Genomic DNA, 18,096 nt, shown 5'->3' with positions numbered 1-18,096 from the left:
CAAAGGAGGGCTCTGCAATGACCTACACCTTTGACCAGTACAAGGAGAGCGCCGACTCCATCCGCAGGCGGATCGGCGCGTTTTGCCCCAAGGTGGCCATGATCCTGGGCTCCGGCCTGGGCTTCCTGGGCGACGTGGTGGAGGACCCCGTCTGCGTGTCCTACCGCGACATCCCCCACTTTAAGGCCTCCACCGCCCCCGGCCACAAGGGCCGGCTGGTGTTCGGCACCCTGGAGGGCCGGCCGGTGGCCGTGATGCAGGGCCGGATGCACCATTACGAGGGCTACTCCTACGAAGAGGTATCCTACGCCGTGCGGGTGCTGCGGCTGCTGGGCTGCGACACCCTGATCGTCACCAACGCCGCCGGCTGCGTCAACACCGCCTGGCAGGCCGGTGACCTGATGCTCATCACCGACCAGATCAAGATCTTCATGGAGTCCCCTCTGCGGGGCGAGAACCTGCCCGAGTTCGGGGTACGCTTCCCCGACTCCTCCCACCTGTATACCCCCGCCTTGCAGGATCTGGCTCGGCAGAGCGCCGGGGAGCTGGGCATCGACCTGAAGGAGGGCGTCTACATGTACTTCCCGGGGCCCCAGTACGAGACGCCTGCCGAGGTGCGCTTCGCCCGCATCGCCGGAGCCGACGCCGTGGGCATGTCCACCGCCCCCGAGGTCATCGTGGCCGGGCACTGCGGGATGCAGGTGCTGGGCTTCACCCTGTGCTCCAACATGGCCGCCGGCATCCTGGACCAGCCCCTCAGCGAGCAGGAGGTGCTGGACGCCGCCGAGGCCTGCAAGGAGAAATTCTCGCGGCTGGTGCTGGCCTGCCTGAAAAAGCTGTCGTAAGGAGAACGCCATGTCCATTCTCATTCAGAACGTCACCGCCGTCCTCCTGGACGAGGGCCGGACGGTGCTGCCCAACGCCTTTGTGACGGTGGAGGGGAGCCAGATCTCCTATGTGGGGACGAAGCGGCCCGCCGGGCCCTTCGACCGGGTCATCGACGGCGCCGGCAAGGTGCTGATGCCCGGCTTTGTCAACGCCCACACCCACGTGCCCATGACCCTGATGCGGGGCTACGGCGGCGGGTGCGACCTGCACACCTGGCTGCACCAGTATATCTTCCCCACCGAGGCCAAATGGGACGACCGGGCCATCCGGGCCGCCACCGCCCTGGGCCTGGCGGAAATGATTGCCTCCGGCGTCACCTGCATCGCCGACATGTATATGAACAACGAGGCCATCATCCAGGAGGTGCTCTCCGCCGGGATTTCGGCCAACATCTGCTGCGGCGCCACCCAGTTCACCGACGGCTTTGACCCGAAGACCCACCACGACTGCGTCGTTCAGCGGCAGCTCACGGAGCGCTGGCACGGCGCAGGCGACGGGCAGATCGCCATCGACGGCTCCATCCACGGGGAGTACACCTCTCACGCCCCCCTGTGGGAGTGGATGGCCCGGTACGCCGCCGACCACGGACTGGGGATGCACGTCCACCTGTCGGAGACCAAGAGCGAGCACGACGACTGCGTCGCCCGCCATGGCCGCACCCCCGCCGCCCTCTTTGAGCAGTACGGCGTCTTCGCCGTGCGGGCCATCGCCGCCCACTGTGTCTGGACCACGCCGGACGACTGGGCCATCCTGGCCAGAAACGGGGTCAGCGCCGTCACCAACCCCATGTCCAACCTGAAGCTGGGCTCCGGCATCGCCCCGCTGAAGGGACTGCGGCAGGCCGGGGTCAACGTGGCCCTGGGCACCGACGGGGTGTCCTCCAACAATTCCACCGACCTGTTCGCCGACATGAAGCTGGCGGCCATCCTCACCTGCGGCGCCGAGCATGACCCCATGGCGGTCACCGCCTGGGACGCCCTGGAGACCGCCACAGTCAACGGTGCCCGGGCCCTGGGCCGCAAGGCCGGACGGGTGGCTCCCGGCTATACCGCCGACCTCATCCTGGTGGACTTTGACCGGCCCAACCTCATCCCCTGCCACGACACGGTGGAGAACCTGGTCTACGCCGCCCACGGCGCTGATGTGTGCATGAATATGGCGCGGGGCCGGGTCATATACCAAAATGGGGCCTTCCTGACCATTGACCTGGACCGGGTCAAACGGGAGATCCGCGACTATGCCCTGCCCCTGCTGTTCGGGTAAGGCTCCAATCCATGCGAAAGGCTGTGCAGCCCATTGGCTAGACAAGAAAAAAAGAGCACCTTCTTCGGCGGAGCCGCCATCCTGGCGGCGGGTATCGCCATCGTCAAGATCATCGGGGCCATCTACAAGATTCCCCTGGGCAATATCTTGGGGGACGAGGGCTTCGGCCATTTCAACAACGCCTATGTCATCTACAACCTGCTGCTGATGGTGTCCACCGCGGGCCTGCCCGTGGCCCTGTCCAAGACCATCTCCGAGGCCAACGCTCTGGGCCGGCGGAATCAGGTCCACCGGGTGTTTAACGTGGCCCTGGTCACCTTCTTCCTCCTGGGCGCGGTGAGTTTTGCCGTCATGTTCATCCTGGCCCAGCCGCTGGCCAACCTCCAGGGCGACGGCATGGCGGTCCACGCCGTCCAGGCCATCGCGCCCGCCTGCTTCTTCGTCTGCGTACTGTCCACCTTCCGGGGCTACGCCCAGGGCCACTCCAACATGGTCCCTACCGCCGTGTCCCAGGTTATCGAGGCCCTGGGCAAGCTGGTCATCGGCCTGGCCCTGGCCTGGCTGCTGGTCAGCCGCGGCGCGACCAGCTCCGACTCCGCCGCCGGGGCCATTTTCGGTGTCACCAGCGGCGCGGGCATCTGCCTCATCTACCTGATCCTGGACCACATCGGCCGCCGCCGGCGGGAGATCGGGCGGCTGGACGACCAGCCGGAGGCCCACGGCACCATCCTCAGACGGCTGCTGGTCATCGCCGTGCCCATCACGATCTGCGCCTCCGTCACTCCCATCACCTCCTGGCTGGACACCGCCCAGGTGCAGAACATCCTTCGGGACATCCTGCAGGCCCAGCCCGCCGAGTGGTATGACCAGGCGGGGGTCACCGACCCGGTGGTGGCGGCCTACGGCGCCTATCAAAAGGCCATCACCATCTACAATCTGCCCTCCTCCTTCATGGTGGCCATCACGGCCAGCGTGGTCCCCGCCATCGCCGCCTGCCGGGCCCGGCGGGACTTCGTGGGGGCGGGACGGATTGCCGAGTCCTCCATGCGCATCGGTATGCTGCTGGCCCTGCCCGCCGGCATAGGGCTGCTCTCTCTGGCCAGCCCCATCATGTACCTGCTCTACCCCGGCACCGACCACGCCATTGCCGACCCGTCCATGATGCTGCTGGGCGTGGCCTCCATTTTCGTGTGTATCATGCTGGTGTGCAACTCGGTGCTCCAGGCCAGCGGCTTTGTCAACCTGCCCATCGTCATCATGGTGGCCGGCTGCGCCGCCAAGCTCATCGTAAACAATTTCATGGTGCGCAGCGTGGGCGCCGTGGGCGCCGCCGTGGGCACCCTGGTATGCTATGTCATCGTGGCCGTGGCCGAGCTTGCCCTCATTAAGCGGGTTATCCCAGCCGCGCCCAGCTACAGCCGGGTGTTCATCAAGCCCACGGTGGCTGCGGCCGTCATGGGCGCGGCGGTCTGGGCGGTCTACGGCCTGCTCCACCGTTTTCTGGGCAACACCCTGTCTGCTCTTGGCGCCATCGGCGTGGGGGTGGCGGTCTACTTTGTTTTGGTGGTGGCGCTGCATGCTATTTCCAAAGATGACCTGTCCCTGATGCCAAAAGGCGAGAAAATTGCGAAAATTTTGCGGCTCTAAGGGTTTTTGTGAAAAAATAACTTGCAGAAGGTAGAGAAGTATGGTAGATTTCCAGTATAAGAATTCGTACGGTGTAAGGGACCTGGTGGAGATCGTCCGCATCCTGCGCCAGCCCGGGGGCTGCCCCTGGGACCGGGAACAGGATCACCACTCTATTCGCCGTAATCTCCTGGAGGAGGCCTACGAGGCCGCTGAGGCCATCGACGAGGACGACCCTGAGCATCTGCGGGAAGAGCTGGGGGATGTGCTGCTCCAGGTGGTTTTTCACGCCCGGATGGAGCAGGAGGCCGGCCGCTTCGACCTGGACGCGGTAGCCGACGGGATCTGTAAAAAGCTCATCTACCGCCACCCCCACGTGTTCGGGGATGTGGCGGTTTCCGGCAGCGGCGAGGTCCTCCAGAACTGGGAGGAGCTCAAGCGGAAGGAGAAGCATCAGGAGACCGCCGCTGACAGCGTGGACTCCGTGGCCAGAAGCCTGCCCGGGCTGTGGCGGGCGGAGAAGATCCAGAAAAAGGCCCGCAAGGCGGGCTTTGACTGGCCGGACGTCTCCGGTGCGCTGGACAAGCTCTCCGAGGAGGTGGAGGAGCTCAGGACCGCCGTAGCGGAGGGCTCCAACATCCAGGAGGAGCTGGGCGATTTGCTGTTCGCCGCCGTCAACGTCTCCCGCTTCGTGCAGGTGGACCCGGAGGACGCCCTGAGCGGGGCCTGCGACAAGTTCGCACGGCGGTTCCGGCAGGTGGAGCAGTCCGCCGCAGAGCGCGGACAAGCCTTGGAGCACATGACTTTGGCCGAAATGGACAAGCTATGGGATGCTGCCAAGGAGCATGAGGCTTAAAAGCAGACCCGCGCCGGGCGGAGGGGAGCAAGCCAGACCGGTCGTGTTTCGCTTTAAGTAATATAGGCGGGGACCTGGTTGCCGTCTGACTATCTTTTTAGGAGGAACTATCACATGAATAAGGCTGAACTGATTAATGCCGCTGCTGAGAAGTCTGGTCTGTCCAAGAAGGACACCGAGAGCGCCATCAATGCCGCCATCGAGGCCATTGTCGAGTGCCTGGCCAACGAGGACAAGGTGCAGCTGGTGGGCTTCGGCGCTTTCGAGGTGAAGAAGCGCGCCGAGCGCATCGGCCGTAACCCCAAGACCAAGGAGAGCATCAAGATCCCCGCCTCCAAGGTGCCCGTGTTCAAGCCCGGTAAGGCCCTGAAGGACGCCGTGGCCAAGTAATCAGGTCAGCAAGCGATAGTGTGGCGGCTCCGGGGGACCCCGGGGCCGCTTTTTAATCCAATGCAAGGAGAATGGTTATGAGACTGGATAAATGGCTTAAGGTGTCCCGGCTCATCAAGCGCCGCACCGTGGCCAACGAGGCCTGCGACAGCCAGCGGGTGACCGCCAACGGCAGAAGCGTCAAGGCCTCCTATGATGTGAAGGTGGGCGATGTCCTGGAGTTCCGCTTCGGCGAGCGGGTGACCCGGGTGGAGGTGCTGGCCGTCAGCGAGCACGCGGGCAAGGACGACGCGCCCGCCCTGTATAAGGAGCTGTGAGGGTATGACAGACTGGCTGGTCCAACGATGCATCCGGCGGCCGGAGGACGGCTCGGACCCCGCCGTGCGGCAGGCCTACGGCCTGCTGTCCGGCGGCGTGGGCATCGTGCTCAATCTGCTGCTGTCGGCGGGAAAGTTTGTCGCCGGTGTGCTGACGGGCTCCATCGCCGTCACAGCCGACGCCTTCAACAACCTGTCCGACGCGGGTTCCTCCGTGGTCACCCTGGTGGGCTTCCGCATGGCGGCCAAGCGGGCCGACGACGACCACCCCTTCGGCCACGGCCGTATCGAATACTTATCCGGCCTGGCCGTGGCGGTGGCCATCCTGGTGGTGGGCCTGGAGCTGGCCAAATCCTCCCTGGAGAAGGTCCTCCACCCGGTGGAGGTGGCCTTTTCCTGGCTGTCGGTGGGCATCCTGTGCGCCTCCATTCTGGTGAAGCTGTGGATGTTCTTCTTCAACCGGAACCTGAGCCGCCGCATCGGCTCGGCCGCCATGATGGCCACAGCCACCGACTCCCTCTCCGACGCCGCCGCCACCTCCGCTGTCCTGCTGGGCACGCTGGTGGGGCACTTTGCCGACCTGCACATCGACGGCTGGGTGGGCATTCTGGTGGCGGCGTTCATCCTGCGGGCGGGATGGGGGGCGGCCAAGGATACCCTGGACCCCCTGCTGGGCCAGAGCCCCGACCCGGGGCTGGTCCGGGGCATCCAGGAGACCGTGCTGGGCCGGCCGGAGATCGTGGGGATGCACGACCTGGTGGTCCACGACTACGGCCCCGGCCGGTGCATGGCCTCCCTCCACGCCGAGGTGCCCATGGACGCCGACATCCTCGCCATCCACGACGTCATCGACAATCTGGAGCGGGAGCTGCGCCGGAAACTGGGGGTGGAGGTGGTCATCCATATGGACCCCATCGCCGTGGGCGACCCCCGCACCGACGCCCTGAAGGCTCAGGTGACCGAGCTGGTCCGGCGAATCGATCCGGATATGACCATCCACGACTTCCGCATGACCGCCGGCCCCGAGCACACCAATCTTATCTTCGACGTGGCCGTGCCCTACCACTGCCGGCTGGAGGACGAGCAGGTCCAGGAGGCCATCGGCGCGGCGGTCAAGGCCCTGCCGGGAAACTATTATACGGTGGTCAGCGTGGACCACGTCTACGCCGACCATAAGGGCTGATTTACAAAATATTCATCCAATCAGGCTGGAATCGGATATAATAGAGCAGAAAGCAAAGCGGGCGGCGGCTCCGCCCGAATGAGAGAAAAGGCTGGTGAAATTATGGCCCGGAAGGTCCTGATCGTGGAGGACGACAACAACATTGCCGAGCTGCTCCACCTCTATCTGGAGAAGGAGGGCTTCGAGACCCAGGTGGCTCCCGACGGCGGCAAGGGGGTGGAGCTGTACCGCTCCTTCCACCCCGAGCTGGTGCTGCTGGATATCATGCTCCCTGTCATGGACGGCTGGTCGGTCCTCAAGAAGATCCGGGAGACCGACAAGACCCCCGTCATCCTGCTCACCGCGAAGGGCGAGACCAACGACAAGGTGCAGGGCCTGGAGGGGGGCGCCGACGATTACATCGTCAAACCCTTTGAGATGAAGGAGGTCCTGGCCCGCATCCACGCCGTGCTGCGCCGTTACGGCGCCGAGAACGGCGAGAGCGAGAAGAAGCTCTCTTTTGATAAGCTGGTCATCAACCTGGATTCCTACGAGCTGGTGGTGGACGGCAGGCGCATCGACACCCCCCCCAAGGAGCTGGAGCTCCTCTACCATCTGGCGGCCTCCCCCAACCGGGTGTTCACCCGCAATCAGCTCCTGGATGAGGTGTGGGGCTTCGACTACTTCGGCGACTCCCGCACGGTGGACGTGCACATCAAGCGGCTGCGGGAGAAGCTGGAGGGCATCTCCGACCAGTGGTCCCTGAAGACGGTCTGGGGCGTGGGCTATAAGTTCGAGGCCGTCAATGCCTGAACGGGCCGGAATGCGCGAGAGAAGGGGAACAGCCGCCCATGAAAAGCCTCTATAAACGTCAATTTATGCTGATGGCGGGGGTCATTCTGATCTCCTTCGCCCTGCTGGGGGGCGCCTTCGTCACCCTCTCCTACCAGTACGCCGTCCAGGAGAAGCGGGACAGCCTGGGGGACAACGCCAAGTACATCGCCCAGTCCTTTATGCGCTCCCTGAGCACCGCCTCCACCACCCTGGGGCAGCAGAACGATTACGCCGTCAACATCGACACTCTGGCCAAGGTCTCCGACTCTTATGTCATTGTCACCGAGACCGACGGCCTGATCTTTTATTCCTCCGACGGCAGCGACGGGTCCAACCTGGCCGGCGGCGTGGTGCCCTCCTATATGGTCAGCCAGGTGGCCGCCACCGGGAGCTACTCCGGCATGACCGACCTGGGGGGCATCTTTCCGGAAAAGCGGTTCGTGGCCGGGACCCCCATCCTGGTGCAGACCATTGATTTTAAGACCGGCCAGGGCCTGGTGGTGCAGGATAAGCTGTTCGGCATGGTCTTTGTGGCCGCCGAGACTGCCAGCCTGACTGAGATGTGGCGGGCCTTCGCCAGCATCTTTTTCTTCACCTCCATCGTGGTGCTGCTCATCGCCTTTATCACCAGCTCGGTCACCTCTCTGCGGCAGACCAAGCCCCTGAAGGAGATGGCCGAGGCCGCCCGCAAGTTTGGCCACGGGGAGTTCGACGTGCGGGTGAGCGGCTCCTGCGAACGCTGCGACGAGGTGGGGGAGCTGGCCACCGCCTTCAACGCCATGGCGGACTCCCTGGCCAAGTCCGAGGCCCGGCGCAGCGAATTCGTGGCCAACATCTCCCATGAGCTCAAGACCCCCATGACCACCATCGCCGGCTTTGCCGACGGCATCCTGGACGGCACCGTCCCGCCGGAAAAGCAGGAGGCCGCCCTCAAGACCATCTCCTCCGAGACCCGGCGGCTGTCCCGCCTGGTGCGCCGGATGCTGGACCTGAGCCGCCTTCAGTCGGCCGAGCACGTGACCGCCCAGGAGCAGTTCGACGTCAGCGAGATCATGCTGCGGGTGCTGGTGAGCCTGGAGGGCAAGATCAATTCCCGCCATCTGGACGTGGACACCCAGCTCCCCGAGGAGCCCGTCAAGGTGTGGGGGGATCCGGACGCTATCACGCAGGTGTGCTACAATCTGCTGGATAACGCCATCAAGTTCTCCGCCGAGGGAGAGACCCTGGGCATCGGCGTGGCGGCCAAAGGGGGAAAGGCCTACATCTCGGTGCGCAATGTGGGTGAGACCATCCCTCCGGAGGAGCTGGCGCTGGTCTTTGACCGCTTCCACAAGACCGATCACTCCCGCAGCGAGGACCGGGAGGGCGTGGGGCTGGGGCTGTATATCGTCAAGACCATTCTGGACAACCACAAAGAAAACATCTCTGTCACCAGCGAAAATGGGGTGACGGAATTTACCTTTACGCTGACGCTGGCCTGAGGGTGGGAAGGCCGGGGAGATGTTTTTCGGCACCCGCGCAGCGGGGACGCGGCGATCTGCCGCGCACAAGGGTTTGGACGGGAGTCCAAGCCCTTGCCGCAGGGACGATTCATTCGTCCCGAGGAAGAAAGAACAGGGCCCCCATCCGAGGCAGTCGGATGGGCCAAACATCTCTGTCACCAGCGAAAATGGGGTGACCGAATTTACCTTTACGCTGACGCTGGCCTGAGCCGCCACACAGGAGGTCCCTATGCTTTATTACTATGACCACACGCCTCAGGACGACCCCGCCGGGACGACAGCGGTCCTGCCCGCGGCAGAGCCGGAACCGACCGCCCCGCCGGAGGCGCCGGCCGCCCCGCCGCGGCGGAAGAAAGACCGTTCCGAGCGGGGAGCGGCCACCCTGCTGGCCGTACTGTCTTTGCTGCTGGGCGGGACGGCGGTGCTGCTGGCGCTGCGGGCCCAGCCCGTGGCTCTGGAGGCGCTGCTGCCCGGAACCGTCCAGGGACAGCCCGGCGTCAGGCAGCCCTCCGTGGAGCTGGTGCCCGCGCCGGAGCTCCGGCGGGCCCCCACCGGGGACGGCACGGTCCTCACCCTGGCCGAGCGGCCCGCGGAGGCGGCTATGAGCTTTCAGGACATCTATAAAAAGGTGAGCCCCTCGGTGGTCTTTATCCGGGCCGCCACCGGACAGGGCATTGCCCAGGGCACCGGCGTGGTGATGTCCGCGGATGGATACATCATCACCAACGCCCACGTCATTGAAGGCAGCTTTCGGGCGGATGTGGTGCTGGAGGACGGCGGGCAGTACGAGGCCCTGCTGGTGGGCAGCGATGCGGCCACCGACCTGGCGGTGCTGAAGATCGACGCTCAGGGTCTGACGCCCGCCAAGTTCGGCGACTCCGACCAGATGGAGGTGGGGGACGTGGTGGTGGCCATCGGCAATCCCATGGGGGAGGAGCTGCGGGGCACCATGACGGACGGCATCCTCTCGGCCATTAACCGGGACATGGAGGTGGAGGGCCGGCAGATGACCCTGCTCCAGACCACCGCCGCCCTCAACACCGGCAATTCCGGCGGCGCGCTCATCAACGACATGGGTCAGGTCATCGGCATCACCAACATGAAGCTGATGGCCTACAACTCCACGGTAGAGGGGCTGGGCTTCGCCATCCCGTCCCGGACGGCCAAGACCGTGGTGGACGATCTGATCGGCTACGGTGTGGTAAAGGGGCGGCCCATGCTGGGGATCACCGTCCGGCCTCTCACCGCGGAAGAGAGAACCGGACGAAGCCTGGACCACGGCCTCTGGGTGGAGCAGGTGGAGGAGAAGTCCGATGCCTGGACCCAGGGCATCCGCACCGGCGATGTGCTGCTGTCCGCCAATGGGGTGGAGCTGTCGGTGAACGACGACCTGCTGGAGCTGAAAAACGCTCTGGCTGTGGGGGAGACCATCCGGTTTTGCCTCTGGCGGGAAGGGGAGACCCTGGATATCACGGTGGAGCTGGTGGAACAGTACAGCCTGGAATAAAAGGGCAGCGGCCCCGGATCTTCGTCCGGGGCCGCTGTTTTTTTGCATAGGAGTTCAGGAGAGGGTCAGGTCCCCCTCCTTAATCCACCCCAGCCTCCGGCATCCCAGACCCAGGGCCCAGCAGAGTACGGCGGGGAGGATGAAGCAGACCAGGACCAGCCCCGCCCAGTCAAAGGCGGTGATGGCGGGCTTGATGCCGGCGGCCACGTCGCTGACCCAGCCGGCATAGACGCCGATCTGCCCCACCAGGCCGCAGGTGCCCATGCCCGAAGCCACGCCGCCGGCGGGGTCGTTCATCTCTAACCGAAAGACGCAAGTGGCGATGGGGCCGGTGATGGCGGAAGTGACGATGGCGGGGAGCCAGATGCGGGGATTGCGGACGATGTTGGGCATCTGGAGCATGGAGGTGCCGATGCCCTGACTTACCAGGCCGCCCCAGCGATTTTCCCGGAAAGACAGGACGGCGAAGCCCACCATCTGGGCGCAGCAGCCCGCCACGGCCGCCCCTCCCGCCAGGCCGGTGAGGCCGAAGGCGGCGCAGATGGCGGCGGAGGAGATGGGAAGGGTCAGGGCGATGCCCACCAGCACGGACACGACAATGCCCATCCAGAAGGGTTGCAGTACGGTGGTGTCCTTGATGAGCTGGCCAAAGGCGGAGGCCGCCGCCCCGATGGCGGGGGCCCACCAGGCCGACAGAGCCACGCCCGCGCAGATGGTCACCAGGGGAGTGACCAGAATATCCACCTTGGTCTCCTTGGAGACGGCCTTGCCAATCTCGGCGGCGAGGATGGCGATGACGAGTACGGCCAGAGGGCCGCCGGCCCCGCCCAGGCCGTTGGCGGCGGAGCCCACGGCGATGAGGGAGAAGAGGACCAGCGGAGGGGCCTGAAGGGCGTAGCCGATGGCGGCGGCCATGGCGGGGCCGGACATGGCCGAGGCGTAGCCGCCGATGTCCACCAGGAACGGGACGCCGAGCTGCTGGCCCAGCGTCTTGATGATGGTGCCGATGAGCAGGGAGCAGAACAGGCCCTGGGCCATGGCCCCCAGGGCGTCGATGCCGTATCGCTTGGCTGAGATGACGATGTTTTTGCGCTGGAGGAAGGCGTTGAGCTTGTCCATAGTGGCGGGCTCCTTTGGGTAAAATAATAGGACCTTACAGGTGTCAAGACACCTGTAAGGTCCTATTATAGCGGATTTTGGATATTTGTCAAGCGGAAGCTACTCCTTCACCAGAAAGCCCGCCGCATCCAGCGCGGTCCGGACACGTTGAAAGGCGTCCTCGTCCGGGCAGCGGAGGGTGTGCAGGTGGATGCCGTCGGTGAGGACGCTGAGGGGTTTGGCCCCCTCCTCCTTTACCCTGCGTATAAATTCTCCCACATCATACCGGGAGGAGAGCTCCAGCCGCCCGGAGAGCTGGCCGTACACCGGGTGCTCTACCGCCACGTCGATGACGGTGCAGCCGTTGTCCACCATGATGTTGAGCTCGGGCTCCAGCTCGGCGGCGCTGTGACGGCAGACCAGCGTGCGCAGCCGCCCGCCTACCTCCCGGGGCACCAGGTAGCCCCGGGGTGTGGAGACGATGTTGGCTCCCGCCGCCCGGAGCAGGGCGATGTCCCCCACGATGATCTGGCGGCTGACGGAAAAGCGCTGGGCCAGGGCGGTGGCGCTCACCGGGCAGAGGGTCTCGGTCAGGCAGCGGGAGAGGGCCTCCCGGCGTTGGACGGCATTCATAAAGGGCATCCTCCTTTACACATATTGTCCCATCAGGCCCCGGACCGACACCTCGCCGGAGGTGACGGTCTCCCGGCGGCCGTCGGGGCAGCGGACCACCAGGCCAAAGTCGTCGTCGACGGCCTCGGCGAAGGCGGGGACCTGGGCGCCCCCCCGGAGCAGCAGCACCTCACGGCCCGTGGTGGCGCACCGGGCCCGGTAGTCGGACAGATAGTCCGCCTTGCCGGCGGGGAAGGCGGCATACAGGTCGTCCAGCGCGGCCAAGATCCGCCCCGCCAGCTCCGCACGGCGGACGGAAAAGCCCTCCAGCTTCAGCGAGGTAGCGATATCGGCCAGTTCCGGGCCAAAGTCCGCGGCGGTCTGACTCACGTTGACCCCAAGGCCCACCACCACATGGCTCGGGGCGGCGCTCTCGGCCTCCAGCTCCAGCTCGGTCAGGACGCCGCACAGCTTTTTTCCATTCAGAAGGATGTCGTTGGTCCACTTGATCTGGGGCTCCGCTCCGCAGCAGGCCTGGATGCCGCGGCAGACCGCCACCGCCGTCCAGGCGGTGAGCTGGGACAGATCGGCCAGCGAGACGGCCGGCCGCAGCAGGATAGACAAGTAAAGTCCCTTGCCGGAAAGGGACTGAAAGGAGCGCCCCCTACGGCCCCGGCCGGCGGTTTGCTCCTCGGCCAGAACGGCCAGACCCTCGGCCGCTCCGGCGGCGGCCCGGCGCTTGACCTCGGTGTTGGTGGAGTCCACCGTCTCCAGACAGACCAGCTCCCGCCCGACGGTGCGGCCTGCCAGAGCTCCGGCCAGCTCGCCTGCCCGGATGCGGTCGGGACCGCCGGCGAGGCGGTAGCCCCGATTGGGGGCGGAGGTGATCTGGTAGCCGTCCCGCCGCAGGGCCTCCACCGCCTTCCACACCGCCGCGCGGCTTACCGCCAGAGTGCGGCTCATGGCCTCTCCGGAGAGATGCCCCTCCCCATGGCCGCGCAGCAGCGCCAGGACCTCTTCCTCCAGCATATCAAAGCCTCCTTTTTGCCTGGACCCTTGACAAGACACCCTAATACCCTTTTATTATAGCTGAGGGCCAAAGGCTGTCAACAAAAATTAAAAAATAGTTTACAACCGGCGATGGCTGCGCTATACTATTGTAAACTCAATATAAAAAATGGTTTACGATTGGAGCGACCCGTATGCACAGTAAGACCCGTTCCCTGATCCTGGCGGCTCTGTTTGCCGCCCTCACCGCCATCGGGGCCTTTTTGAAGATTCCCCTGGGCGCCCTGTCCCTGACCCTCCAGTTCTTTTTTACTGCCATGGCGGGGGTTCTGCTGGGGCCCCGCTGGGGGGCGGCCTCCCAGGCGGTCTATGTGGCGCTGGGGCTGGCGGGCCTGCCCGTCTTTACCATGGGCGGCGGCCTGGGCTATGTGTTCCAGCCCAGCTTCGGCTTCCTGCTGGGACTGATCCCCGCCGCCTGGGTCATCGGCCGTCTGGCGGGGGAGGGGACCCAGGCCCGGCGCATCGTCCCGGCCTGCCTGGCCGGGCTGGGGGTACTCTACCTGGTGGGTCTGCCGTATATGTACCTGATCCTGAACGTCTATTTGGATAAGGGCCTGTCGATCTGGTATGTGGTCCGGGCGGGGATGCTGATCTACCTGCCCGGGGACTTTTTGAAGATTGCCGTCACCACTCTGCTGGCCCGGCCCCTGAAGCGAGCCCTTTCCCACTGAGAAGCATATCTGACCGCCCTGTCCCATAAGATGGTACAAAGCTGTGGGAAAGGCGGGATCAGGATGCAATACGAGGAGAAACGGGTCCGTCCGGAGGCGGCCCACCACGTGATTTTGGAGGGACGGGAGTCCCTGACGGTCTCCGGAGTGGAGGAGGTGGAGAGCTTTGACGAAACCACCATCGTCATGTCCACCTCCAAAGGTTCCCTGGTGGTGCGGGGGGAGGACCTGCACATCGAGAAGCTGAGTCTGGACGGCGGGGACCTGAAGGTGGAGGGCTCGGTGGACTCCCTCACCTATGAGGACGATGCCGGGGACCGGGGCGGGTTCTTCGCCCGGCTGTTCCGGTAGGATGGGCATCGACCTGTGGGACCAGGCTCTTACCTTTGCCGGGGCGGCGATCTTGGGCATGGGGGCGGGCCTGGTCTACGACCTGATGCGGGTCCTCCGGCGCAGGCTACGCCTCCCCCTGCTGGGCCCCGTCCTGGATTTCCTCTTTTGGCTCCTGCTCACCGCCGCCCTTTTCGTCTACGCCGTGGCCACCGGAGGGCGGCTGCGGATCTTTATGGTCATCGCCGTGGGGGTGGGGGCGGTATTCTATTTCCTCCTCCTCAGCCGCCCCGCCCTCTTTCTCGCGGGCCTGCTGGCCGACGGGATCGCTTATCTCTGCCATCTGGCCGCCCTGCCCATGATTTGGCTGGGCCTTCTGTGTAAAAAACTTATTAAAATTGCAAAAAATATCTTTCATTATGGCCGGAGATGGTATAAAATAAGGCTGATACCCGGAGAAATGGAGACCCTGAAGCGAAATCAGGGCGCGGAAAAGGGGGAAAAGGGCCGTGGTAAAGACAAAAAAGGCGGGTCTGCTCACAAAAATCGTCGTACTCGCTCTGCTGATTTACCTGGCGACTTCTCTCCTGAATCTGCAGGGACAGATCGCCTCCGCCCAGGCGGAGCGGGACGACCTGAGCCGGCAGGTGGCGGCGCAGACCCAGGCAAACGCCGACCTGGCCGACGACGTGGAAAACAGCGGCGACCCTGAGCGCATCCAGGACATTGCCCGCGACAGGCTGGGCCTGGCTGCGCCGGACGAGCGCATTTTCATCGCCTCGAACTGAGCGAGGGTCCCCGGGGTAAATTGCAAGGAGGATTTAGCAAAAGGTATGGAGTTTGGTGTTGGTTCGATCCTGGAAGGAAAAGTGACAGGAATCACAAAATTCGGCGCGTTTGTGTCTCTGCCCGGCGGCCGGTCCGGGCTGGTGCACATTTCGGAGATCGCCTATTCCTACGTGAACGACGTCAAGGACTACCTCACGGAGGGACAGGAGGTCAAGGTGAAGGTCATCGGCATTGATGACAACAACCGCATCAATCTGTCCATCAAAAAGGCGATGGATCCTCCTCCCCGCCCCCCGCGGCCCGCGCCGGGCCCGGCCGCGGGCCACCCCCCAGGGCGCCGCCAGGGCGGTCCCCCCCGCCCGGGCCTCCGCCCCCGGCAGGCACGCCGATATTGGGGCCACCCCGGCCCACCCAGGGGACGGGAAGGGGAAGGTGCGCGATGTGTTCATCGGGGAAAACCAGGTCAAGGAGATGTGTAAAAGAGCGCACCCCGCCAGGGCGGCCGTTCCGGCGGCTTTCGCGGCGCGCAGCCTGCCGAGCCGGAGACCTTTGAGGACCGCCTCAAGCACTTTATGCAGGCCTCGGACAGCAAGCTGTCCGAGATGCGGTACTTAGAGAAGAAGAGCTCCCGCCGCGGAGGACGCAAGTAAAAATGGAAAAAGCGCGCGGCCGGAGGCCGCGCCCTTTTTTTGTCCGGGGCAAAAAAGGGAGCGCCCGGAAGCACCAGGGCGCTCAAAGAAGGGGATTGTGCGGGAGAATGGAATGAACTCCAGCCAGAGTGGGAATACGCTTCCTCGCGTACAAGCCTATCTTACATAAACTTCCTAAAAATGTCAATGAGAACTTTTGTCGAAAGGCGGAAAATCATGATGCGCATCCTCAACGGAGTGGTCCACACTATGGCTGGGCCGGTGATCCCCCACGGCTATGTGGAGGTAGAGAATGGAAAGATCCGGGCGGTGGGGGAGATGTCCGCCCGGACCGCGGCGGGGGCCGGCCCGGTGTACGACGCCGGGGGCGGGCACATCCTGCCCGGTTTCATCGACGCCCATTGCCATCTGGGTATGTTCGGCAATGCTCTGGGCTTTGAGGCCGACGACGGCAACGAGTCCACCGACCCCTGTACCCCACAGCTTAGGGCCATCGACGCCATCAATCCCCAGGACCGCTGCTTTCACGAGGCCCGGGAGGGGGGCGTCACCACGGTGCTCACCGGGCCGGGCAGCGCCAATCCCATCGCCGGGCAGTTTGCCGCCATCAAGACCGACGGACGGTGGGTGGACGAGATGGTGCTCCGGGCCCCGGCGGCCATGAAGATGGCCCTGGGGGAGAATCCCAAAACAGTGTATAACGAGCGCAAGGAGACCCCCATCACCCGGATGGCCACCGCGGCGGTCATCCGGCAGGAGCTCTCCAAGACCCTGGAGTACATGGACAAGCAGGACAAGGCCGATGCCGAGGAGGATACCGACGCACCGGATTACGACGCCAAGCTGGAGGCCCTGATCCCCGTCCTGCGGGGGGAGCTGCCCGTCCACATCCACGCCCACCGGGCGGATGACATTGCCACCGCGGTGCGGATCTGCCGGGAGTTCGGCCTGAAATACGTCATCGTCCACGGCACCGAGGGCCACCTGCTGCCCGAGCTGCTGGCGGCGGAGGGGGCGGGGGTCATCACCGGGCCCAGCCTCACCGACCGCAGCAAGCCGGAATTGGCCAACCTGACCATCGAGAATCCGGCCATTCTGGCCCGAGCGGGGGTGCCGGTGGCCATCTGCACCGACCACCCGGTGATCCCCATCCAATACCTGCCCATCTGCGCCGCTCTGGCGGTCCGGGGCGGTCTGGAGCCCGAGGAGGCCCTGGCCGCCATCACCATCCATCCCGCCCGGCTGGCCGGTCTGGACAAACGGGTAGGCTCTCTGGAGCCGGGCAAGGACGCCGATATTGTGGTCACCACCGGCCATCCACTGGACTGGAACGGGAAGGTGCGCTATGTGTTCATCGGGGGAAAACAGGTCAAGGGCTGACGGCCGCTCCAAACGCACATTGTGAAAAGTTCACAGAATATTTCCAGATTGGCGGTGACTTTTTGGGGGAAAGCTGGTATAATAAAAATACCCGGAGGACGGGCACTCCGTCCGCCGTCAACGATAGCCCCCCACCGGGGGCGGAAGAAGGAGCTGAATCGAATGAAATTCGTATTCACCGACAAGAAGGTCACCCTGCCTGCATCCGTCCATGCCTACGCCGAAAAAAAGGTGGGCAAGCTGGACCGCTATTTCAGCAGCGAAGCGGAGGCTGCCATTACTTTTAGCGTAGAAAAGGACCGGAACCGGGCCGAGGTTACCGTCCGCTCCGGCAGTATGATCCTCCGCGCCTCCGAGAGCACCTCCGACATGCGGGCCTCCATCGACGCGGCCGTGTCCACCATCGAGCGTCAGATCCGCAAGAACAAGGCCCGCCTGGAAAAACGTCTGCGCAAGGACGCCTTCGAGCGGTCCGTGGATGTGGCGGAGGTCTCGGACTTCGTGCCCGAGGAGGAGGAGGAGTTCAGGATCGAGCGGGTCAAGCGCTTCCCCATCAAGCCCATGACCCAGGAAGAGGCCATCCTCCAGATGAACCTGGTGGACCACGCCTTCTTCGCCTTCAAGAACGAGGATGCCGGCGGAGCCTTCTCCGTGGTGTATAAAAGAGAAAACGGCGGCTACGGCCTCATCGAGGACGCGCTGTAATACGAAACCACAGAGCGCCGGGGCATTGCCCCGGCGCTTTTCCGTGAAGTTCAGGCTGCCTTTTCCAGCAGCAGCAGCGTCTCCTCCGGCGTATTGGCGTTCAGCCGGAGGTAGAGTGTGTCCGCCTGGCTGGGGTCCCGGTACAGCCCGCCGCCCCAGTAGGCCTCGCAGTTGGTCTGAAAGTCCCGCTCCGCCCGTTCCTCCACCAGGGTATCCACCACGCCGGCGGGGAGAAGCCGCTCCTCCAGCCGGCCGTAGTCCAGAGGCTGGTCATGCAGGCAGGCGTAATACTCCCCCTGATAGCGCACATGGGGGGACAGCTCACCCTGGGCGCTGGTCCGGTAGAAGGTACCCAGCGCCAGAGCGCACACCGCAAAAGTGACGACGAACCAGACGGCGGTATGTCTTGGCGTTTTCTTCATCGCGGCTCCCTCCCGTAAAGATGGAT

At 64.5% G+C, this 18,096-nt stretch carries 21 protein-coding genes and 1 pseudogene; 17 read left to right on the top strand and 5 right to left on the bottom strand.

Annotation, left to right across the window (positions count from 1 at the left end; all coding sequences use genetic code 11):
• Positions 1-17: 17 nt before the first annotated feature.
• From BN2154_RS13975 to BN2154_RS13930, 10 genes are all read left to right on the top strand, one after another.
• Positions 18-845 (top strand): purine-nucleoside phosphorylase, encoded by an 828-nt coding sequence (locus BN2154_RS13975; protein ID WP_050619361.1) that lies wholly within the window; start codon positions 18-20, stop codon positions 843-845.
• A gap of 10 nt (positions 846-855) precedes the next feature.
• Complete coding sequence (locus tag BN2154_RS13970) at positions 856-2,151, top strand: amidohydrolase family protein (protein ID WP_050619360.1); 1,296 nt, start codon at positions 856-858, stop codon at positions 2,149-2,151.
• Between the two features lie 33 nt (positions 2,152-2,184).
• Positions 2,185-3,798: a putative polysaccharide biosynthesis protein gene (locus BN2154_RS13965; RefSeq protein WP_050619359.1), complete on the top strand. Its 1,614-nt coding sequence runs from the start codon at positions 2,185-2,187 to the stop codon at positions 3,796-3,798.
• A gap of 40 nt (positions 3,799-3,838) precedes the next feature.
• Positions 3,839-4,633 (top strand): nucleoside triphosphate pyrophosphohydrolase, encoded by a 795-nt coding sequence (gene mazG / locus BN2154_RS13960; protein WP_050619358.1) that lies wholly within the window; start codon positions 3,839-3,841, stop codon positions 4,631-4,633.
• A 114-nt stretch (positions 4,634-4,747) separates the two neighbouring features.
• Positions 4,748-5,023, top strand: coding sequence for an HU family DNA-binding protein (locus BN2154_RS13955; RefSeq protein ID WP_050619357.1), 276 nt, complete (start codon positions 4,748-4,750; stop codon positions 5,021-5,023).
• A 77-nt stretch (positions 5,024-5,100) separates the two neighbouring features.
• Positions 5,101-5,340, top strand: a complete 240-nt coding sequence (locus tag BN2154_RS13950) for an RNA-binding S4 domain-containing protein (RefSeq protein WP_050619356.1) — start codon at positions 5,101-5,103, stop codon at positions 5,338-5,340.
• 4 nt (positions 5,341-5,344) lie between these two features.
• The gene (locus BN2154_RS13945) at positions 5,345-6,523 is read left to right on the top strand and encodes a cation diffusion facilitator family transporter (protein ID WP_050619355.1); all 1,179 of its coding nucleotides are present in this window, start codon (positions 5,345-5,347) and stop codon (positions 6,521-6,523) included.
• A gap of 102 nt (positions 6,524-6,625) precedes the next feature.
• Complete coding sequence (locus tag BN2154_RS13940; RefSeq protein WP_050619354.1) at positions 6,626-7,315, top strand: response regulator transcription factor; 690 nt, start codon at positions 6,626-6,628, stop codon at positions 7,313-7,315.
• A 38-nt stretch (positions 7,316-7,353) separates the two neighbouring features.
• Positions 7,354-8,817 (top strand): HAMP domain-containing sensor histidine kinase, encoded by a 1,464-nt coding sequence (locus BN2154_RS13935; RefSeq protein ID WP_050619353.1) that lies wholly within the window; start codon positions 7,354-7,356, stop codon positions 8,815-8,817.
• 250 nt (positions 8,818-9,067) lie between these two features.
• The gene (locus BN2154_RS13930) at positions 9,068-10,345 is read left to right on the top strand and encodes a S1C family serine protease (RefSeq protein ID WP_050619352.1); all 1,278 of its coding nucleotides are present in this window, start codon (positions 9,068-9,070) and stop codon (positions 10,343-10,345) included.
• Positions 10,346-10,399: 54 nt separating this feature from the next.
• Here the strand turns inward: BN2154_RS13930 and BN2154_RS13925 are convergent, their stop codons facing one another.
• The 3 genes from BN2154_RS13925 to BN2154_RS13915 all read right to left on the bottom strand — a co-directional run bounded on the left by BN2154_RS13925 (position 10,400) and on the right by BN2154_RS13915 (position 13,084).
• The gene (locus tag BN2154_RS13925; RefSeq protein WP_050619351.1) at positions 10,400-11,464 is read right to left on the bottom strand and encodes a PTS sugar transporter subunit IIC; all 1,065 of its coding nucleotides are present in this window, start codon (positions 11,462-11,464) and stop codon (positions 10,400-10,402) included.
• 99 nt (positions 11,465-11,563) lie between these two features.
• Positions 11,564-12,076, bottom strand: a complete 513-nt coding sequence (locus tag BN2154_RS13920) for a transcription repressor NadR (RefSeq protein ID WP_094762523.1) — start codon at positions 12,074-12,076, stop codon at positions 11,564-11,566.
• A gap of 15 nt (positions 12,077-12,091) precedes the next feature.
• Positions 12,092-13,084 carry a biotin--[acetyl-CoA-carboxylase] ligase gene (locus BN2154_RS13915; RefSeq protein WP_050619349.1) on the bottom strand — a complete coding sequence of 331 codons (993 nt, stop codon included), beginning with the start codon at positions 13,082-13,084 and terminating at the stop codon, positions 12,092-12,094.
• Between the two features lie 173 nt (positions 13,085-13,257).
• Here BN2154_RS13915 and BN2154_RS13910 point away from each other — a divergent pair, with 173 nt between their 5' ends.
• The 3 genes and pseudogenes from BN2154_RS13910 to yabQ all read left to right on the top strand — a co-directional run.
• Complete coding sequence (locus BN2154_RS13910) at positions 13,258-13,794, top strand: biotin transporter BioY (protein ID WP_050619348.1); 537 nt, start codon at positions 13,258-13,260, stop codon at positions 13,792-13,794.
• A gap of 63 nt (positions 13,795-13,857) precedes the next feature.
• The gene (gene yabP, locus BN2154_RS13905; RefSeq protein ID WP_050619347.1) at positions 13,858-14,145 is read left to right on the top strand and encodes a sporulation protein YabP; all 288 of its coding nucleotides are present in this window, start codon (positions 13,858-13,860) and stop codon (positions 14,143-14,145) included.
• Positions 14,093-14,353 (top strand): annotated as a pseudogene (yabQ, locus tag BN2154_RS16590) (spore cortex biosynthesis protein YabQ); the annotation flags it as partial. The gene yabP and the pseudogene yabQ, both read left to right, overlap by 53 nt.
• Here yabQ and BN2154_RS16130 read toward each other — a convergent pair.
• Positions 14,252-14,467, bottom strand: coding sequence for a hypothetical protein (locus tag BN2154_RS16130; protein ID WP_050619346.1), 216 nt, complete (start codon positions 14,465-14,467; stop codon positions 14,252-14,254). The pseudogene yabQ and the gene BN2154_RS16130 sit on opposite strands and share 102 nt — an antisense overlap.
• A 166-nt stretch (positions 14,468-14,633) precedes the next feature.
• On the opposite strand from BN2154_RS16130, the gene ftsL reads away from it, so the two are divergent.
• The 4 genes from ftsL to hpf all read left to right on the top strand — a co-directional run bounded on the left by ftsL (position 14,634) and on the right by hpf (position 17,648).
• Complete coding sequence (gene ftsL, locus BN2154_RS13895; protein ID WP_050619345.1) at positions 14,634-14,912, top strand: cell division protein FtsL; 279 nt, start codon at positions 14,634-14,636, stop codon at positions 14,910-14,912.
• Between the two features lie 45 nt (positions 14,913-14,957).
• Complete coding sequence (locus BN2154_RS16630) at positions 14,958-15,392, top strand: S1 RNA-binding domain-containing protein (protein ID WP_438819143.1); 435 nt, start codon at positions 14,958-14,960, stop codon at positions 15,390-15,392.
• Between the two features lie 387 nt (positions 15,393-15,779).
• Positions 15,780-16,943: an amidohydrolase gene (locus BN2154_RS13885; RefSeq protein WP_242853767.1), complete on the top strand. Its 1,164-nt coding sequence runs from the start codon at positions 15,780-15,782 to the stop codon at positions 16,941-16,943.
• Positions 16,944-17,105: 162 nt separating this feature from the next.
• Positions 17,106-17,648 carry a ribosome hibernation-promoting factor, HPF/YfiA family gene (gene hpf, locus BN2154_RS13880; RefSeq protein WP_050619344.1) on the top strand — a complete coding sequence of 181 codons (543 nt, stop codon included), beginning with the start codon at positions 17,106-17,108 and terminating at the stop codon, positions 17,646-17,648.
• 50 nt (positions 17,649-17,698) lie between these two features.
• Here the strand turns inward: hpf and BN2154_RS13875 are convergent, their stop codons facing one another.
• On the bottom strand, positions 17,699-18,070 hold the full coding sequence (locus BN2154_RS13875; protein ID WP_050619343.1) for a hypothetical protein: 372 nt from the start codon (positions 18,068-18,070) through the stop codon (positions 17,699-17,701).
• Between the last annotated feature and the right edge of the window lie 26 nt (positions 18,071-18,096).

It is taken from the genome of Intestinimonas massiliensis (ex Afouda et al. 2020) (assembly GCF_001244995.1).
Lineage (GTDB): Bacteria > Bacillota > Clostridia > Oscillospirales > Oscillospiraceae > Intestinimonas > Intestinimonas massiliensis.
Note: the sequence above shows the minus strand (reverse complement) of the source record. Positions and strands in the feature narration are given on the sequence as shown.

Bases quoted from the DNA above. Each gene is read 5' to 3' on its own strand.
- BN2154_RS13940 (WP_050619354.1), top strand. From the start codon at position 6,626: ATGGCCCGGAAGGTCCTGATCGTGGAGGACGACAACAACATTGCCGAG.
- mazG (WP_050619358.1), top strand. From the start codon at position 3,839: ATGGTAGATTTCCAGTATAAGAATTCGTACGGTGTAAGGGACCTGGTG.
- BN2154_RS16630 (WP_438819143.1), top strand. From the start codon at position 14,958: ATGGAGTTTGGTGTTGGTTCGATCCTGGAAGGAAAAGTGACAGGAATC.
- BN2154_RS13925 (WP_050619351.1), bottom strand. From the start codon at position 11,464: ATGGACAAGCTCAACGCCTTCCTCCAGCGCAAAAACATCGTCATCTCA.
- BN2154_RS13920 (WP_094762523.1), bottom strand. From the start codon at position 12,076: ATGAATGCCGTCCAACGCCGGGAGGCCCTCTCCCGCTGCCTGACCGAG.
- BN2154_RS16130 (WP_050619346.1), bottom strand. From the start codon at position 14,467: ATGGCAGAGATAAGCGATCCCGTCGGCCAGCAGGCCCGCGAGAAAGAG.
- BN2154_RS13885 (WP_242853767.1), top strand. From the start codon at position 15,780: ATGATGCGCATCCTCAACGGAGTGGTCCACACTATGGCTGGGCCGGTG.
- BN2154_RS13970 (WP_050619360.1), top strand. From the start codon at position 856: ATGTCCATTCTCATTCAGAACGTCACCGCCGTCCTCCTGGACGAGGGC.
- BN2154_RS13975 (WP_050619361.1), top strand. From the start codon at position 18: ATGACCTACACCTTTGACCAGTACAAGGAGAGCGCCGACTCCATCCGC.
- BN2154_RS13955 (WP_050619357.1), top strand. From the start codon at position 4,748: ATGAATAAGGCTGAACTGATTAATGCCGCTGCTGAGAAGTCTGGTCTG.
- yabP (WP_050619347.1), top strand. From the start codon at position 13,858: ATGCAATACGAGGAGAAACGGGTCCGTCCGGAGGCGGCCCACCACGTG.
- BN2154_RS13910 (WP_050619348.1), top strand. From the start codon at position 13,258: ATGCACAGTAAGACCCGTTCCCTGATCCTGGCGGCTCTGTTTGCCGCC.
- BN2154_RS13930 (WP_050619352.1), top strand. From the start codon at position 9,068: ATGCTTTATTACTATGACCACACGCCTCAGGACGACCCCGCCGGGACG.
- BN2154_RS13945 (WP_050619355.1), top strand. From the start codon at position 5,345: ATGACAGACTGGCTGGTCCAACGATGCATCCGGCGGCCGGAGGACGGC.
- hpf (WP_050619344.1), top strand. From the start codon at position 17,106: ATGAAATTCGTATTCACCGACAAGAAGGTCACCCTGCCTGCATCCGTC.
- BN2154_RS13935 (WP_050619353.1), top strand. From the start codon at position 7,354: ATGAAAAGCCTCTATAAACGTCAATTTATGCTGATGGCGGGGGTCATT.
- BN2154_RS13950 (WP_050619356.1), top strand. From the start codon at position 5,101: ATGAGACTGGATAAATGGCTTAAGGTGTCCCGGCTCATCAAGCGCCGC.
- BN2154_RS13875 (WP_050619343.1), bottom strand. From the start codon at position 18,070: ATGAAGAAAACGCCAAGACATACCGCCGTCTGGTTCGTCGTCACTTTT.
- BN2154_RS13915 (WP_050619349.1), bottom strand. From the start codon at position 13,084: ATGCTGGAGGAAGAGGTCCTGGCGCTGCTGCGCGGCCATGGGGAGGGG.